16 protein-coding genes are annotated in these 16,823 nt (G+C 42.8%); 4 read left to right on the top strand and 12 right to left on the bottom strand.

Translation table 11 applies throughout. From position 1 onward, the window contains the following. Positions 1–271 precede the first annotated feature (271 nt). Both VM640_RS05075 and VM640_RS05070 read left to right on the top strand, forming a co-directional pair. Positions 272–1,444: a WD40/YVTN/BNR-like repeat-containing protein gene (locus VM640_RS05075; RefSeq protein WP_325390336.1), complete on the top strand. Its 1,173-nt coding sequence runs from the start codon at positions 272–274 to the stop codon at positions 1,442–1,444. A 684-nt stretch (positions 1,445–2,128) separates the two neighbouring features. After that, the gene (locus VM640_RS05070; RefSeq protein ID WP_325390335.1) at positions 2,129–2,467 is read left to right on the top strand and encodes a P-II family nitrogen regulator; all 339 of its coding nucleotides are present in this window, start codon (positions 2,129–2,131) and stop codon (positions 2,465–2,467) included. 147 nt (positions 2,468–2,614) lie between these two features. On the opposite strand, the gene VM640_RS05065 is transcribed toward VM640_RS05070, so the two are convergent. The 10 genes from VM640_RS05065 to VM640_RS05020 form a co-directional block, all read right to left on the bottom strand. Beyond that, positions 2,615–2,953, bottom strand: coding sequence for a P-II family nitrogen regulator (locus VM640_RS05065; RefSeq protein WP_325390334.1), 339 nt, complete (start codon positions 2,951–2,953; stop codon positions 2,615–2,617). 48 nt (positions 2,954–3,001) lie between these two features. Further along, a complete protein-coding gene (locus tag VM640_RS05060) occupies positions 3,002–4,393 on the bottom strand; it encodes an ammonium transporter (protein ID WP_325390333.1) in 1,392 nt (463 codons plus the stop codon). 802 nt (positions 4,394–5,195) lie between these two features. Continuing rightward, complete coding sequence (locus VM640_RS05055) at positions 5,196–5,843, bottom strand: amino acid ABC transporter permease (RefSeq protein ID WP_325390332.1); 648 nt, start codon at positions 5,841–5,843, stop codon at positions 5,196–5,198. Continuing rightward, the gene (locus VM640_RS05050; RefSeq protein ID WP_325390331.1) at positions 5,843–6,514 is read right to left on the bottom strand and encodes an amino acid ABC transporter permease; all 672 of its coding nucleotides are present in this window, start codon (positions 6,512–6,514) and stop codon (positions 5,843–5,845) included. The genes VM640_RS05055 and VM640_RS05050 overlap by 1 nt, the downstream gene beginning before the upstream one ends. A 2-nt stretch (positions 6,515–6,516) precedes the next feature. Continuing rightward, complete coding sequence (locus VM640_RS05045) at positions 6,517–7,326, bottom strand: transporter substrate-binding domain-containing protein (protein ID WP_325390330.1); 810 nt, start codon at positions 7,324–7,326, stop codon at positions 6,517–6,519. A gap of 41 nt (positions 7,327–7,367) precedes the next feature. After that, positions 7,368–8,096: an amino acid ABC transporter ATP-binding protein gene (locus VM640_RS05040; protein ID WP_325390329.1), complete on the bottom strand. Its 729-nt coding sequence runs from the start codon at positions 8,094–8,096 to the stop codon at positions 7,368–7,370. 142 nt (positions 8,097–8,238) lie between these two features. Further along, the gene (locus VM640_RS05035; RefSeq protein ID WP_325390328.1) at positions 8,239–8,679 is read right to left on the bottom strand and encodes a HutP family protein; all 441 of its coding nucleotides are present in this window, start codon (positions 8,677–8,679) and stop codon (positions 8,239–8,241) included. A 146-nt stretch (positions 8,680–8,825) separates the two neighbouring features. Further along, on the bottom strand, positions 8,826–9,914 hold the full coding sequence (gene nadA / locus VM640_RS05030; protein ID WP_325390327.1) for a quinolinate synthase NadA: 1,089 nt from the start codon (positions 9,912–9,914) through the stop codon (positions 8,826–8,828). Positions 9,915–10,121: 207 nt separating this feature from the next. Further along, on the bottom strand, positions 10,122–10,964 hold the full coding sequence (gene nadC / locus VM640_RS05025) for a carboxylating nicotinate-nucleotide diphosphorylase (protein ID WP_325390326.1): 843 nt from the start codon (positions 10,962–10,964) through the stop codon (positions 10,122–10,124). Then, complete coding sequence (locus VM640_RS05020; RefSeq protein ID WP_325390325.1) at positions 10,961–12,502, bottom strand: L-aspartate oxidase; 1,542 nt, start codon at positions 12,500–12,502, stop codon at positions 10,961–10,963. The genes nadC and VM640_RS05020 overlap by 4 nt, the downstream gene beginning before the upstream one ends. Positions 12,503–12,626: 124 nt before the next feature. Between VM640_RS05020 and VM640_RS05015 the strand changes: the two genes are divergently transcribed. Next, the gene (locus VM640_RS05015; protein ID WP_325390324.1) at positions 12,627–13,163 is read left to right on the top strand and encodes a transcription repressor NadR; all 537 of its coding nucleotides are present in this window, start codon (positions 12,627–12,629) and stop codon (positions 13,161–13,163) included. Between the two features lie 236 nt (positions 13,164–13,399). Continuing rightward, on the top strand, positions 13,400–13,534 hold the full coding sequence (locus VM640_RS05010) for a hypothetical protein (protein WP_325390323.1): 135 nt from the start codon (positions 13,400–13,402) through the stop codon (positions 13,532–13,534). 74 nt (positions 13,535–13,608) lie between these two features. Here VM640_RS05010 and VM640_RS05005 read toward each other — a convergent pair whose 3' ends face one another. Beyond that, positions 13,609–15,429 (bottom strand): carbon starvation CstA family protein, encoded by a 1,821-nt coding sequence (locus VM640_RS05005; RefSeq protein WP_325390322.1) that lies wholly within the window; start codon positions 15,427–15,429, stop codon positions 13,609–13,611. A gap of 269 nt (positions 15,430–15,698) precedes the next feature. Beyond that, positions 15,699–16,373: an MgtC/SapB family protein gene (locus VM640_RS05000; RefSeq protein ID WP_325390321.1), complete on the bottom strand. Its 675-nt coding sequence runs from the start codon at positions 16,371–16,373 to the stop codon at positions 15,699–15,701. Positions 16,374–16,823: the final 450 nt, after the last annotated feature.

The raw sequence follows: 16,823 nt of genomic DNA, 5'->3' as shown, positions 1-16,823 counted from the left end.
ACCTCACCACCTTGTGTTAATATCGCCATTTTCGATGGATGATCCAGATAATATTATCCATAAGATGGTAAAATGAATTTATAACAGTCTACAGAGGAAAAATAGGTTACAATTTCAAAGACTTTTTGCACTGAAATCAATCATTAATATGAACATATTTCTAAGGTATTAGATATTAGTGTTTTGAATGCCAAAGTTAGCCTTTTATACCCGCTAGAGAGTGATGTCAGTCTTTCTGCCGTTCACCAAGAAATATTAGAGGAGGATGTTAATGTATATAAGAAAAACCTTTATCTTGATTACAGCCTGCCTTATAGTCCTTCTTTCAAGTGGTTGCAATTATTCGACTAAGGGAGCAGATCCGTCAAATAAATCAATCAAAAATTTTCCAATATTTTTAAGTGCAGAAATAACGGATGCAAAATTTTCTTTCCTTGACGATAAGATTGTTTGGATAGGGCTAAACGCTATCAACAATGGTTCGCCATTTACCGAAATATTATCTTCCTCCGATCATGGCCAAACATGGTCAACTACTCTGATGGGCAATTATAATATTGTCTCTATGCAGTTTGTTGATAGTGAACATGGTTGGGCCATTGGGAATGCTGATCCTCAATCTTCAAAAAAAGTCTATAGTATCTTATCAACTAAAGACGGAGGTCAAAATTGGTCAAAGCAATTTGAAACAGTACAGGCTTCTAGAATATCACCTTATCAAATTCAATTTTTAAACATCAAAGATGGATTTGCCAGATTTAATACCAACCTTTTCAGTACAACCGATGGTGGCGAATCCTGGAGGCAGATTAGTTCTATAGAAAACTTAATGTCATTTGATTTCCGAGATGATAAGGAAGGATGGGCAACAAATACGGATTCTATCTGGCATACCACTGATGGCGGTAATATCTGGAATAAAGAATGGTCAGTTCCCGAAAACATCAAGAAAAGGCTTGAACCAATTAACAGCAAGGTTATCATTAATTCTACTTTGGAGGGGTGGGCTCTATTTTCCAGTGAAGGTACAATGTCTCAAACCTCAAAGATTATCTTGCACAGGGATCAATCAGGCAACTGGACAATTGAAAGCGGTTATTACATGGCTGCTCCTCCTTTTTCTGGGAATCCTGCTCCTCTTGAAACCAGTGATCTCTTTCCTATAAGCGACACAAGAGCTTTCCTAGTGGCTTATACACCGGCCACATACCCTGTTGCTGTACTGAAAACAAACGATCAAGGAAAAACATGGTTAGCAATAATTGATCAATCTAGGCCAAAGGGTTTTCCTGTTATGCTACCTGGAGATCTTGCTAGAATTAATTTTGTCAATGATCAGCTTGGATGGGCTATTGTTGTTAATAGGTCTGCATCAAAGAATACACTGAACATTGTAAAAACCGAAGATGGCGGGGCTAATTGGAAAGTTGTCATGCAAAAATAATAAGCGTCTTGCAAGATGCTCGGCGCTTATTATCATCAAAAATATTTTTACATTATGGTGTTATTAGATGGTCCAATAAATTAGACTGATTTGGATTGATTTCGTCCTGATCCATACTATTACAATTTGCAGATGCCTCTGGATATGCAATCTGTTTTGTTGCGATTAATTGAAGAAAGCACCGTCACAAGACTAGGTGGATCTGTTGCCAAAAGCATTTGATTTTCGGATTATTGCAACTACCAACCGCATGAGGGCAAATTTCGCCTGGATTTATACTTGCGCTTGAATGTTATTAAACTTGATTTACCTCCTTTACGTCAACGCAAAAATGATCTGCCCACTTTCTGAAAAGTTTTACTAAAAATATGAACAAAGATATTATTGGCGTGGAAACTACTTTTTTCGAAGTATTTCAGAGGTACGACCGTCAATTAAAAGATATGAATTGGTTAATAGCATTAGGTAAAAGCCAGCGAATCACCTTTAGATTCACTGGCTTTTTACATTTAATCTTTGATAATCCTTGACCGTCACACATTGCGTCTTTTGAATTGGTTACCCTCCAGAATTTCCTCTATTAGATTTCTCTTTATTAATGTTCGAATTTTTGTTAAGTTAATCATAGTAGAAAGGAACTTACGACTCCTATTTACATAGTAAAAACTCTAGGAGAGTGCATGGATGAAAAAAATAGAAGCAATCATTCGCCCCGGAAAACTCGAGGATGTAAAAAACGCCCTATCCCAATTAGGAATTTACGGCATGACCCTAAGTAATGTTCTCGGGTGTGGCCATCAGAAAGGGTATACCCAAATTTACCGTGGGCAAGAAGTGCTGACACGACTCTTACCCAAGGTAAAACTAGAAATTGTGACTACTGATGAACAAGTTGATGAAGTCATTTCAGCCCTCATTCAGGCCGCAAGAACCGGAGAAGTGGGAGACGGGAAAATATTTGTTTCTTCTATAGAAGAAGCAATTCGCATTCGCACAGGTGAACGTGGCCCAAAAGGTCTCTAGAATTTCTACAGGAAATAATCTTAGGGCCTCTTTGCTCTCACGAAACCATGAACTGACCTAGCGATTTTGATTATAGCACTTGATCCAAGACCCGTCTAGAGGTTCACACCTTTAAATACTGTATACAGTTTCTTAACTTCAAGTTAATTACAGAGCTTGTTCTCCAACCTCCCCCGTTCTAATCTTTAGGGCATCTTCCACAACGGTTACAAAGATTTTACCATCTCCAATTTCTCCAGTTCTTGCTGACTCGGCGATAATATTAATAACCTCTTCGCTTTTCTTATCTGCAACAACCACTTCAATTTTTACCTTTGGAAGCAAGTGGACCGTATATTCCACTCCACGGTAAACTTGGGTATTTCCCTTCTGATTACCACATCCGATGACTTGACTCACGGTGAGCCCGGTCACTCCACATTTATCTAACGCCTCTTTAACATCATCCAACTTACCTGGCCGGATAATTGCCTCTATTTTTTTCATCTGATCAGCTCCTTATTTTCCACATTTGTATTCGACAAAGTCTATTTCTTAATAGATGGATTGTTCGCTGCTAACCGGGTTAAAGGCCATTGACTTGGAAGCAATCGGGGATGGCATAAAGCCATTGCCGATGAAATCTGGATACGCTTCTTCTCCATGCATGGACAAATCCAATCCTGTCTCTTCTTCTTCAGAAGATACCCGTAGTTTTGTAAACACACTCACCACTTTTAGGATCACAAATGTTCCAATGCCTGCAAGTGCAATCGTGACAATAACACTTATGGCTTGAATTCCCAATTGTGCAGGATTACCGTACAAGAGACCATCCGCTCCCAAAGGATTGATCGTTTTGGTTGCAAATAAACCTGTTGCTAACGCACCCCATATTCCGCCGATACCATGGCAACCGAAAGCATCAAGTGCATCATCATAGCCCAATTTTGCTTTAAGCACACTCACTGCAAAGTAACAGAGAGTTCCTCCAACTAAACCAATTACGATAGATGACATGGGAGTGACAAAGCCTGCTCCGGGTGTAATGGCCACTAGACCAGCTACTGCACCACTCGCTGCGCCAAGAACCGTGGGCTTGCCCCGATGGAGCCATTCGGCAAACATCCAAGCTAAAGCTCCTACTGCTGCCGAGGTATTCGTTGTGACTAAAGCGATTCCCGCCAATCCATTGGCTCCAAGAGCACTCCCAGCATTGAAACCAAACCAGCCGAACCAGAGTAACCCAGCCCCCAAGACCGTCATCGGGATCTGGTGGGGAGCCATGGGTTCTTTTCCATGCCCCATACGTTTACCTATGACTAGAGCAGCAATTAATCCAGAAACACCTGAACTAATATGCACGACCGTACCCCCTGCAAAGTCGAGTGCTCCCATAGTGCGTAAGAATCCTCCGACACCCCAAACCCAGTGAGCTAAGGGATCATAAACAAAGGTCATCCATAAGAGAATAAAGGCCAGGAAAGCAGGAAACCTCATCCGTTCTGCAATAGAACCTGTAATTAAAGCCGGTGTAATGATCGCAAACATCATCTGAAAAGCCATAAATACAATGAAGGGAATCGTTGCTGCGTAATCAGGATTAGGATCAATACCTACTCCGGAAAGTCCTAACCAGTTCAAAGCTCCGATGAAGCCGCCTTGATCTGGACCAAAGGCTAACGTAAAACCGATCAGAACCCATTGAACTGAAGCCAAAGCCATGATAATAAAACTATGCATGGTCGTACTTAACACATTCTTCTTTCTAACCATACCCCCATAAAAAAGAGCCAGTCCTGGAGTCATTAAAAAGACCAAAGCCGTTGATATAATAACAAAGCTAGTATCACCTGTGTCAATTGCCGAACCATCTGCAGCCAATACCGTGGCTGGAAGCGCTAACATACTAATAAGAGCGATTAATAATGTCCATACCTTTTTCATCTTTTTACCCCCTTGTTTGTTCCTTCAAAAATTTATGAATGAGTTTTGGGCTTCTCTGCGGACATCACTTCCTTAAATTAGATTTTTCATAAATACTTTTTTAAAAAAGAAGAGAGAACTGCCTATCCTTTCAGATAAGGGCTCTCTCTATCACTTTTACACTCCAAACCCATGGTTTGGTGCCCACTCATTATGAAGTGGCCTTGGCCACAAATGACACTCGATCTCTGGGTCTCTCAATCTCTTAAATAACTTAATCTCTCAATTGAATTTTTAAGTAAACTACACCACTAACCACTAAACTAAAACTCTAGCGAACCTTCATAAAATAGTTTACTTAAAAAATAAGCGCCATATAGTTATCTGGGTAACCCAGATAACTATATGGCGCCGTTGCCATCCTAAGGAATTCAAGGAATTACGATTGCTTCGCGCTTCGTTTTTCGATAAACTTATTATAGCGTATACCTAAGCCTCCGTCTACCCATTCACTCGAAGAACACTGTATACATCATGACCTATCATTTTCTGAGCAGAGACTTTCTCACGTCTTGAGTAAATTGATCCATCTCAAGCTGAGTTGGTGCTTCAAGATCATACAAGGAATACTTCAAACCGAGTTTTTCCCATTTGTAGATTCCTAATGAGTGATAAGGAAGTAGCTCGATATTCCGAACCTGTGGAGACAAAGCGTGAACGAATTCTTTTAACTTTACTCTATGCGGATCTGAATCATTGATCCCGGGTAAGACGACATACCGAAGCCAAAGATCAGTTTTCCATTCTTTAATCTGGGTAAAGTCTAGTAGCTCTGATAAATAGCTTTACGCTGCTGATTCCTTGCGAAAACAGATAGTGCATAGTTTAAGACAAAATACGTTAAGGCAATCATTCCAAACAGGGTAAACACCTGTACAGTCGATCCAAACTGCCCCATGATGATTAATCCTTTTCCCGTCAGCTCCTCCACTCCTACAGCCCAGACAAAAGAAGTATCCTTCAGTGTCGTGATAAACTGGGAAACCAGAGGGGGAATCATTTTACGTAACGCTTGAGGCAAGATAATATGAACCAGAGTCTGTACATACGAAAAGCCTTGTGACCTAGCTGCTTCCCACTGCCCTTTATCGATAGATTTCAACCCGCCCCGTATGATCTCAGCAATAATAGCTGAGGTGAAAATCGTCATCGCAAGAATCCCGGAATTGATCGGTTTTAACGTCGTCGCAAAGCGCATCACTAAGATAAACAAAAGCAAGGGAATGTTACGCACGATCTCAATATAGACAGTAGCAATTTGTGAAAGGATCGGTTTTTGAGAATAACGAGCAATCCCCAGGATTGTTCCAAAAACAAAACTCAATATAATTGTCATGATAGCTAGGTAGAGGGTCGTTACTAACCCTTGACCCAAAAAGCGAAAGACATACGGCTGAAATACCTCCTGCATTACATCGACACCTCCGTCTTACGCTCGAGATATCGAGCGAATTGAGCTAAGGGGAAGCATAACGCAAGATAAAGCAATCCCACCGTAACATAAGCCGGACCATAATAAATATTGTCCGCAGACCAAGAATCTGCACGATACATCAGATCTCCACCGGCTACCATGGCTAAGACGGAGGTATTCTTAATCAAACTGACGGCTTGATTCGTCAGCGGGGGTAAAACGACCCGAGCAGCTTGAGGTAAAATAACATACCGCATCGCTTCCCAAAACGAAAACCCCTGAGCTAAAGCGGCTTCCATCTGCCCACGGTGAATTGACTGAATGCCAGCCCTCACTACTTCCGCAATATAGGCTCCGTGATAAATTCCTACAGCCAGTACCCCAACGGTTAAAACAGGAATCATAACTCCCAAATGGGGTAATCCGTTGTAAACAAAGAATACTTGGATGACTAGAGGAGTATTTTGGATAAATTCGACATAAACGCGGTTAATTGCCCTTAAAATCTTATTATGCGTCGTTCCCAACACCCCAAACACAATGCCTAAAGCTAACGCTAAGGCTAACGCCAGGATGGATGCCAATACTGTATACCCAAAACCCTCTGCAAAAACATGCCAATCTTGGAAGAGTGCTTGCCATTTAAACCAGGCAAATGGTCCAACCACTTTTACAGACCCCACTTCTTAATGAGTTTATCGAGCTCACCGGATTTTTTGAGTTCACCCACGGTATCATTCACTAATTTCGCCAGTCCGTCATTGCCTTTTTTCGTGGCAATTCCGTACTCTTGAGGACTAAATTTATCCGCTAACAGAGCCGTTGAATCGTCTAAATAACCGGATAAGATCGACCGGTCAACCGAGAAAGCATCCACCCGTCCAGAGTCTAAGGCTGCTTTAATTTCTGGGTAGGTCGCAAACTCTTGGAACGTAATCTTAACCCCTAGCTTATCCGCTTCGGCTTGAACAGCTGCTTTACTGGTAGCGCTCTGAGCTACCCCAATTTTCTTTCCGTTCAAATCCTTCAAACCCTGATACCCAGGAGCCTTTTTGACCAGCAAGCCAACACCGTCGGTATAGTAAGGATCCGTGAAATTATAGCTTTTTTTACGTTCTTCGGTAATCGTAAACGTTGAGATATCCATGTCAACATTTCCATTGTCCAGAAGCGGACCACGCGTTTTTGCAGTCACGGGTGATAATTCGATTTTCGCCGGATCGCCCACGATTTTCTTGGCCATTTCCCGGGCTAAGTCGATTTCAAAGCCATCAATTACACTCGTTTTAGGATCTTTATACCCGAAATTAGGCACATCAACCTTTACTCCAACCTTAAGTACCCCGCGATCCTTGATCGCTTTGACGTCGGCAGAAACATCTGCAGCTGCATTACCTGAAGGAGCAGCATTGGCACCACACCCAGCCAACAAACTCCCGACCAGCAGAGCACTAACCATCAGAATACCAATCTTCTTCATAAAATATCCCCCTTCGTATCTCTCTATTTATTTTCTGCGTATTAAGAACGCAAAATACGACTCAAGAACTGTTTCGTCCGTTCATGGGTTGGTTTTGAAAAGAAATGTTCAGGAGTCCCCTGTTCTAAAATTTCCCCATCGTCCATAAAGACGACGCGGTCAGCAACTTGACGAGCAAATCCCATTTCATGGGTCACCACGACCATTGTGATTCCTTCATTAGCTAGGCCTGCCATGACATCGAGTACCTCTTGAATCATTTCCGGATCCAGAGCTGAAGTTGGCTCATCAAAAAGCATAATTTTCGGGTGCATATTCAAAGCTCTTGCAATCGCGACCCGTTGTTGTTGCCCGCCGGAAAGTTGAGAAGGATAGGCATTCGCTTTCTGCTTCAATCCGACACGATCTAAATAGGCCAGCCCCGACTCTTCTGCTTCCGCCTTTGGAACTTTTTTTATCAAAATTGGAGCAAGGGTAAGATTTTCTAAAACCGTTTTATGGGGATAGAGATTAAATTGTTGAAAAACCATAGCTACGGATTGACGGACTTTAGCTACTGGAGCTTTATGCGCCGTGATTTCTATCCCGTCGACGGTTACTCTACCAGAGCTTGGCTTTTCTAAGAGGTTCATGCAACGAATAAGGGTGCTTTTGCCTGAACCACTGGGACCGATCACGACTAATTTTTCTCCAGATGCGACCTTTAGATCGATTCCCTTTAGAACATGCAATGAGCCAAAATGTTTGTGTAACCCTTCGAGTTGAATCACCAGTCCGTCCTCCTACTACACTCGTGTTAAAATGCTTTTTCTTTATAAAACCTTGTTTTTTTCCATTATTAAATCATAAGTAATTTAGTGTAGCATTTATTCTATAACACGACAAGATGTTCTTTGAATGAATATTGTATACTCACAAATGCATGAACCCTAGACCTACCCGACAATGTTCCGAAAGAACGTTTACCGAAGTGCGTCCAAACATGGCGATTGCAATCCAGTCCCTATCGGTTACAATAGCAATCTTCAACGCAAAACTAGCGTTACTGTTGGTATGAACAAATATGCTATTACTGGCTTCGAGAGTTGCATGGACTACAGCATGAATCTCTTTAGGATCCTTCTTGATCACTCCCGTATTTAAAGCTGCAGCTATGATCGAATGCGTTAATTTTCCAGTCGGTTGAAGCGTTGCTACCGTCCCCCCAATTTCGGTAACTGCACAATATAAATTCTGAGAAATAAGCGCCTGTTTTAACTCATTCTCTTTTTCACGAGTATCGGTTAAAACGAGGAAGAGTGCCTCACGTTCCAAAGAAGGCTTAGCACTATGATTATTAACACGTTCTTGCATAATAAAGCCCCCTTATAACATAAAACGCCGTACAATCCTCTGGAAAAACCAGATCATTGTACGGCGCCCTTGCCTTTTTGTTGATTCATTCTACTACACTTCCTGCAGAAGTGTCTAGTCGTTTTCGGGAAAAACACTGTATACTTCTATTTACTCAGATCTAACATCCTATTCAAAGCCATAATCGCATCAGCAGTTATCTTCTCATCCACCGTAATCTGATTAACAACTTCTCCCTTATTAAGGTTATCGAGTGCCCAAAGGAGATGGGGTTGACTGATTCGGTTCATCATAACACACCTGCAGGTATTTTCATTGAGACTGACAATCTTCTTGTCCGGGTTCTCTTGAGCTAATCGATGTACTAAATTGATCTCTGTCCCGACCGCCCAGATACTTCCCGCTGGAGCTTCGGAAATTTGACGGATAATAAAGTCTGTAGAACCGCTGAGATCCGCCTTTTCAACTACTGCATGACTACATTCTGGGTGAACGATCACCTTGATTCCTGGATATTTTTTTCTGACCTCATCCACCTGTTGGGGTTCGAACTTCTGATGTACCGTACAATAACCATCCCAAAGAATTAGTTTCGGGGCTTCTTTCGGGAGTTCAACCTCTTCCAGGTTTTCTCGATTCCAGAGCAGGATATCCTGGTCGTGGAGTCCCCATTTAAGGCCGGTGTTGCGTCCAAGATGCTCATCAGGCAAAAACAGAATGCTTTTTCCGTTCCCCAATAATTGTGTAAAAATCTGGGGGGCATTCGAAGAAGTACACGTCATTCCACCGTTCCGTCCACAAAACGCTTTGACTTCAGCACTCGAATTGACATACGTGACCGGAATGATGTCTTGAGTATACTGAGTTGTGAGGAGATTCCAACACACTTCCACATCCCCAAGCTCCGCCATATCGGCCATCGGGCAACCAGCTCCTAAATCCGGTAAAATAACTTTCTGCTCAGATGACGTTAGCATATCCGCAGTTTCTGCCATGAAATGAACGCCACAGAAAACAATATACTCTGCCTTTTTTTCTTGAGCTGCTAGTTGCGCCAGTTTAAGAGAATCTCCCCGGTAATCGGCATAGCGGATAACCTCATCCCGCTGGTAATGGTGACCGAGAATAACGAGTTTTGAGCCTAAATCCGCTTTAATAGTGCGAATTCGTTCGTCTCTTTCCTGCTCACTCATCACGATATATTCATCCGGTATCGGTTGCTGGCTTTTATACATCTCTTTTCCCTCGCTTGATCTTATTTAATAGAGTAGACATTCATGCCGCTACTCGGCACCTTCAGAGAATGAAAAGTTTTGGATCGTGCAGCTTCTCGACTTATCCTCGAAGGGGAGAAGCTACGCTTGCGGGTCAATCTTCAGGCTATTCTTCGAAGCAAGTTACGATTACAGTAAACGAGGACAACTTATTTTTTTCAGGGCAGTTTAAACTCTTCCCTCGACGATATTCAAACTGAGATCTAAAGCTTGCGCTGAATGTGTTAACCAGCCCAAAGAGATCAGATCCACCCCTGTTGCTGCTACCTGAACTAAGGAATCTAAAGTAATCCCGCCTGATGCTTCGGTTAGAACTTTCTTATCAATGCGTTGAACCGCTTGCTTCATCAGTTCAGTCGACATATTATCGAGCATGATAATATCGATTGGAGTGCGAAGTGCTTCCTCGACCTGCGCTAAGGATTCCGTTTCAACTTCAACTTTAACCATATGACCCACTTTTTCATGAACTAGACGCACCGCCTCGGTAATCCCGCCCGCTGCAGCAATATGGTTATCTTTAATAAGGATCGCGTCAAAAAGTCCGAAGCGGTGATTATACCCGCCCCCCATTTTCACTGCATACTTTTCCAGTCCTCTCAAACCTGGCGTCGTTTTGCGGGTATCAATCAGATGACAGTCAAAAGCCTTGACGCACTCCATTGCTTTATACGTGCCCGTTGCGATTCCCGATAGACGTTGGAGAAAATTAAGTGCCACTCGTTCTCCGCTTAGTAGAGCGCGAGTTCTCCCTTTAATTACGGCCACAACCTGCCCAGGAGAAACGCTCTCCCCGTCCTGGACTTTTGCCTGGAAGCTCACCTGTTCATCGAGCAAAGTAAACGCCCGTTTAGCAATATCCATCCCGGCCAGAATTCCTTCAGCTTTAGCTGTAATCTCGGCCACTGACCACTGCGTCTCCGAGATAATCGCTTCTGTCGTCAGATCCTGAAACCCAATATCTTCACTTAGGGCCCGTCTAACAATCTCCTCATAATATAAGGGATTCATGCGGAGTACCTCCTTAAGCTCAAATGTTTCGGTTGCCAAGCGGGATCAACTTCAGGATAATCCAGACGATAGTGACTTCCTCGGCTTTCCAAACGTTGCAGCGCCGATGAAGTAATCAGTTTCGCAACCAGGATCATATTCTTAAGTTCAACTTCACTTGAGTCCACTTCTTTTTCGAGTTGGCCAAGCTCTTGATAGGTTTTCATCATTCCCGCTTCGTCGCGGATAATCCCAACAGAGGACCACATGAGTTTCTGAACTTCCTGCACCCGAGGATCCTTTAAGTCGATTAACTTAATCTTTTCGGGGATCTGCTTTTCTGATGGATTGAGTTCTGATGAATGAACACTTAGGGAAGCCGAATCCCCGCTTTGAGAACTTAGGGCCTGAGCCACCCGTTTCCCAAAGACCAGCCCCTCTAACAAAGAATTACTGGCTAAACGATTGGCCCCATGCACACCCGTATTGGCACATTCACCACAGGCGTATAAACCGTCAAGGTTTGTCCGACCAAAGCTGTCCGTCTGAATTCCCCCCATAAAAAAGTGGGCTGCTGGGGTGATCGGAATCAAGTCCTTCCTCGGATCAAGATCTAATGTTTGGATTTTAGCATAGATATTGGGGAAACGATGTTCAAAACGGTCCCCGAGTGATGAGGCATCAAGATAGACTTCATGACCTTTCTGCTGCTCAGCAACAATGGCTCGAGTCACAACATCCCGGGGAGCTAAATCAGCCCGCGGATGATAATTCGGCATAAAGCGCTCGCGTTCTTCAGTCACGAGTACTGCCCCCTCACCTCGAACGGCTTCGGAAATAAGGAAAAGCGGATTATCCTCCGAAGCCAAAGCTGTAGGATGAAATTGAACGAATTCAAGATCGCTTAAAACGGCCCCGGCTTTCCAAGCTAGAGCCAAGCCTTCGCCTGTACTCAGCAAGGAATTTGTCGTTCTCCCATAAATTTCACCGATTCCTCCCGTCGCCAAAACGACACTTCGGGCCAGAATCCGCTGAACGCCTTCTGAATTTCTTACTAAGGCCCCGTAACAGTGACCCCCTTCAACTAAGAGAGCCTCAGCTCGGGTCTCCGGTAGAAAATGCACGTTTTGTTCTTGAACCTTATGAAAGAGCGTCTCCCAAACCGCTGCCCCAGTATCATCCCCTCGATGAATCACTCGGGCCAGGCTATGGGCACCTTCTCTGCCTAGAGCAAGCTCACCCGAATTTGTTCGGTCAAAGCAGGTTCCAAGTTCAATCAAACGGCCAATAACCTGAGGTGCTTCCTGCGTTAAAATTTCAACCGTCTTTTCTTGGCAAATCCCGGCACCTGCTGCTAGTGTATCCCGTGTATGCGCTTCAGGAGAATCATTTTTCCCCACTGCAGCAGCAATCCCGCCTTGAGCCAAGGTTGAATTACAAATCTCAGGCCGATCCTTAGCTATGACCATAACCTCTCCGTAAGGGAATGCCCCTAAGGATGTAGACAGACCCGCAATACCACTGCCAATGATTAGAAAATCCGTCCTCATATTTTGCATCTTTTTAGCCCAACTCTCATTTTGATATATATCAGTTGTACCACCATGTCAATACATGTGTCAAGACACTTATATTGACAGTTCTCCATTCTGACCGTAGAATCGTATTAAAGTAGGTGATTAAATGCCAGGCAAAAAAAGTCAATCCGGACCAGAACGTCGCGAATTTATCCTTAATTTATTAAAAAAGAACCAAGAACCACTCAAAGCGGCCCATCTTGCCGGGCTTACCGGGGTTAGTCGTCAAGTTGTCGTCCATGACATCTCGCTTCTTCGCGCTAAAAAGGAACCGGTAATTGCGACCTCTCAAGGATACATCTATTTGAAAGACTCCCCAATTCAAGGGGTACAAAGAGTCATTTATAGCCGACACTCTGCCGAAGATACGGAACGGGAATTAAATCTCCTCGTCGATCTCGGAGTTCAGGTTCTCGATGTTGGAGTTGAACATTCTATCTATGGAAAAATCTTTCGTCCTCTTAAATTGAAAAGTCGCTTAGATGTAAAAAACTTCATCTCCCAAATGATGCAAAAAGATGCCAGCCTGCTCTCTTCCCTTACAGATGGCCTTCACCTTCACACTTTGGAAGCTTCATCAGCCGAAGTGTTGGATAAAGCTTGCAAGATCCTTGCCGAAGAAGGCTTTTGGGTTGAATTATAAGCTAAATGCAAATTACCTCCTTCCAAATTGTGGCAAATAGTAAGACCACGCGTATGATGTAGTATCTTAAACGAAGGGGGAATTTTAAATGGCATTTGGCGGCGCTGACGTAGCAGGTTGTGGTCCTAACTTCTTACCCGGTATTGCTATCGTAGTCGTAATCATTCTTCTACTGATCGCAATGGGTATCGTCTTTTAAGTATCATCTTGTAAATCAATAAAAGGAGGATGAAGTAATGTACGGAATGGGTGGATACGGAATGGGCATGGGCTATGGCGCTTGCGGTGGCGGTTTTGCTGGCCATGGCGTAGGAACAGGAATTATCGCAATTGCTATTTTGATTCTTATCGCACTTGGCGTAATCTTCTAATATAGAGTAAAGGGTGCCCCAGAATCTTCTGGGACACCCACTTTTTCCTACCTATTTATTTTTATAATACCTACTTACTTCGCAGCAAGGTCTCTCATCAATTTTTCATGTTCCACCCGTTGTTCGGTCATGCCTTTTTTATCCGCAATCATCTTGAGCCATTTGCGCCCGGCATCAAAGACAATCACCAAACAAAGTACCGCCAGTAAAACGGAGATAAAGACGTTAGTATACATAGCTTTTGGAATATAAACAACGGTCAGGTTGAAATAAGAGGCATATAGGGTTGTTATAAAGAGGAATACGAACGGCAGAAAGGTTATTAGCGCGTAGTCAATTCGGCCCGTATTTTTTAAGATAAGGGTTGTACCCACGACTAAAGCTAACGAAGCCAGCAGTTGATTCGAAACCCCGAATAGCGGCCAAACGGTTGAAATATCCCCGCCGTAGAGCATGTATCCCCACGTAACGGAAACGAGTGCAGCCGAAATAAGTGCACCCGGCATCCAGTTGATTTGTTTGAACGGCTTGTACACAACACCCAGCATATCCTGCACAACATAACGGGCAGCCCGGGTTCCAGCATCGACTGCTGTAAGAATAAATACGGCTTCAAACATAATCGCAAATTGATACCAGTAAGCGATTAGGCCTTTCAGGCCAGGAATACTACTGAACACATAAGACATACCCACAGCCAGAGATACAGCGCCGCCTGGGCGACCCACAACATCCTGACCAATGAGTTGGGCTAATCCCGGGAGTTTATCGACTGACATACCCAGCGTAGCAAAAACTTGAGGCGTCGTATTGATGGCAAAATAGTCCCCTACAGGAAGAACAGTTGCCGCAATTAGAGCCATGACTGCTACGAAAGATTCAATGAGCATACCACCAAAACCGACGATTTGAATATCTTTCTCGTTATCAAGTATTTTTGGTGTAGTTCCCGCAGCAATCAAACTGTGGAAACCAGATATTGCACCGCAGGCAATTGTAATGAAAACGAAAGGCCAAACTTTACCCGCGATGATCGGGCCACCGCCGTCTACGAATTTCGTTACAGCAGGCATTTGAAGCACAGGATTAACGATAATGATTCCCAAAGCTAGTGCTCCAATGGTACCAATTTTCAAGTAAGAACTCAGATAATCCCGAGGGGCAAGAAGAAACCAGACAGGCAAGGCTGCTGCAACGAAAGAGTAAATAGGCAGCGCAAGTTTTAAGACTGTATCACTGTAATCAAACAAGGGAGCCAGCGCAGAATTCTGAATGGCTGGTCCAAGCGCAACGGCAAGAAAAATTAATGCTACCCCGATGACAGAGCCTTCACCCAATTTACCTGGGCGCAGATAACGCATATAGAGTCCAACAAAAATCGCGATCGGAATCGTCATTGTAACCGTAAAGGTTCCCCAAGGATTGTGTTTAAGCGCATTCACGATAACAATTGAGAGACCGGCCATGGTAATTAAGAGAACGAATAAGACCGCAATACCTGCTGCCACACCCGTGACAGGACCGATTTCTTTTTTGGCGATTTGAGCCAGGGACTCACCGTCATGACGTACTGAGGCAAAGAGTACAACCATGTCATGGACAGCTCCTCCAAGTACTCCACCGATGAGAATCCAGAGAAAACCGGGAAGATAACCAAATTGAGCCGCAAGAACCGGACCAACTAACGGGCCAGCTGCTGCAATCGCAGCGAAGTGGTGACCAAAGGTTACCCAGCGATTAGTCGGTACAAAGTCGTGGCCATCTTCATAGCGATGAGCCGGTGTCGGAAGTGCTGGATTAATGCCTAGCACTTTGCTGGCTAAGAATGTTCCGTAAAGGCGATAACCGATAAGCAGAACACACACAGCCACAATGACCAAGTAGAGAGCATGCATTTTTCTCCATCTCCTTCTCTTCTTTTAAATAGTTCGATTTATTCACTATATTAGTATGAATTATGATTTTTTTAATAAGATCGACAAAAGATACAAGAAAACGTGCCTAAACTGCACGTTTTCTTGTTTGACTTGTCTAACTTGATGAGATTTAGATTGGCAAGCTCGCTTTATAATCAAAAATTAACTGACTAAACTTTCTCACTTCCAATATATTCCATATTATGACAGGACAATTTCTTAAAGTACCAGTACCCAATCCACAAAGGTTAGAACATATTAACTTTCTTAACATATTCATATTGAAGTAGGTCTGCAAATATCTCATTAGCTACTTTGTGTTGCGGCAAGCTTAATGTCAGATGGAATATCACATTGCTCTTATCTTCTGCATTTATGTTAGTGTTTAAAATTATAAACTCTTTCTGAGTAATAGTATTAAGGACGATATTGATTTTATTCTTATCATCTAGAACCCCATTTAATATAATTTCCAGTTCGCACATATTGTCATTATATCTTTTACCGCCTATTCTTTTATCTAAATTAAATACATCTTTAAGAATTAAATAAATTACAAGTGTAGCCATTACTGCCGGAATATATAAACCACTTCCAACAGCTAAACCTACGCATGAAATAAACCACATACTTGCTGCCGTCGTCAATCCCACAATAGTTCGACCATCTTTAATTATGCTTGCCATTCCTAAAAAACCGATTCCCGATATGACTTGAGCACCCAGTCTCATTACATCAACATTAGAATTATTTAAGAAATTATAGTCTATAGAGATTATTTGCACCAAAGTAGCACTTACGCAAACTACTATATGTGTTCTTAGTCCAATAAGCATTCCTTTTCTTTGTCTCTGCTGACCTATTAATCCTCCTAATAAACAGGAAATCATTATCTTTACGAAATCATATAAATATAGAGACATATATGCTCACCTTTCACTTATTTTCTTTTTTACTTGATATAGATTTAATATTCTACTTAAAAATTGTCCATGTCCCAATTTTTTCTGCGTTCCAAGCTATTTTTTGTTCTACCTGCATGATATATTACTCTTCCCTGATACGACTCTAAAAAAATGGGCGAGCTGTTAAGGGAATCTTAAATTTTTGTTAGGTTTATTATATCCATTAGAAAAGTTGCCTCGGTTATTATTGGCAAAAAAAGATAGGCACAGCAGTCTTTTTACTGCTGTGCCTATCTTCGTATTCCCACCTCACTTAAGACGACTCAATCCGGCAACAATCATTCAAAGCCGCCGGGTGTGCCCTTAGACGGGTTTATTTGAAGCGTCGGAACGGTTGGACAAGACCGCCTGAATTCAAAAAAGGTGGTCTAATACCAACATTGACGGATAGCGTGACCACTTTCGTTG

The sequence above is a fragment of the Desulfitobacterium sp. genome (assembly GCF_035539115.1).
In the GTDB taxonomy this organism is placed as follows: Bacteria; Bacillota; Desulfitobacteriia; order Desulfitobacteriales; family Desulfitobacteriaceae; genus Desulfitobacterium_A.
The sequence above is the reverse complement of the archived record's forward strand: the minus strand, read 5'-3'. Positions and strand labels throughout refer to the sequence as shown.

Bases quoted from the DNA above. Each gene is read 5' to 3' on its own strand.
- VM640_RS05075 (WP_325390336.1), top strand. From the start codon at position 272: ATGTATATAAGAAAAACCTTTATCTTGATTACAGCCTGCCTTATAGTC.
- VM640_RS05070 (WP_325390335.1), top strand. From the start codon at position 2,129: ATGAAAAAAATAGAAGCAATCATTCGCCCCGGAAAACTCGAGGATGTA.
- VM640_RS05065 (WP_325390334.1), bottom strand. From the start codon at position 2,953: ATGAAAAAAATAGAGGCAATTATCCGGCCAGGTAAGTTGGATGATGTT.
- VM640_RS05060 (WP_325390333.1), bottom strand. From the start codon at position 4,393: ATGAAAAAGGTATGGACATTATTAATCGCTCTTATTAGTATGTTAGCG.
- VM640_RS05055 (WP_325390332.1), bottom strand. From the start codon at position 5,843: ATGCAGGAGGTATTTCAGCCGTATGTCTTTCGCTTTTTGGGTCAAGGG.
- VM640_RS05045 (WP_325390330.1), bottom strand. From the start codon at position 7,326: ATGAAGAAGATTGGTATTCTGATGGTTAGTGCTCTGCTGGTCGGGAGT.
- VM640_RS05035 (WP_325390328.1), bottom strand. From the start codon at position 8,679: ATGCAAGAACGTGTTAATAATCATAGTGCTAAGCCTTCTTTGGAACGT.
- nadA (WP_325390327.1), bottom strand. From the start codon at position 9,914: ATGTATAAAAGCCAGCAACCGATACCGGATGAATATATCGTGATGAGT.
- nadC (WP_325390326.1), bottom strand. From the start codon at position 10,964: ATGAATCCCTTATATTATGAGGAGATTGTTAGACGGGCCCTAAGTGAA.
- VM640_RS05020 (WP_325390325.1), bottom strand. From the start codon at position 12,502: ATGCAAAATATGAGGACGGATTTTCTAATCATTGGCAGTGGTATTGCG.
- VM640_RS05015 (WP_325390324.1), top strand. From the start codon at position 12,627: ATGCCAGGCAAAAAAAGTCAATCCGGACCAGAACGTCGCGAATTTATC.
- VM640_RS05010 (WP_325390323.1), top strand. From the start codon at position 13,400: ATGTACGGAATGGGTGGATACGGAATGGGCATGGGCTATGGCGCTTGC.
- VM640_RS05005 (WP_325390322.1), bottom strand. From the start codon at position 15,429: ATGCATGCTCTCTACTTGGTCATTGTGGCTGTGTGTGTTCTGCTTATC.
- VM640_RS05000 (WP_325390321.1), bottom strand. From the start codon at position 16,373: ATGTCTCTATATTTATATGATTTCGTAAAGATAATGATTTCCTGTTTA.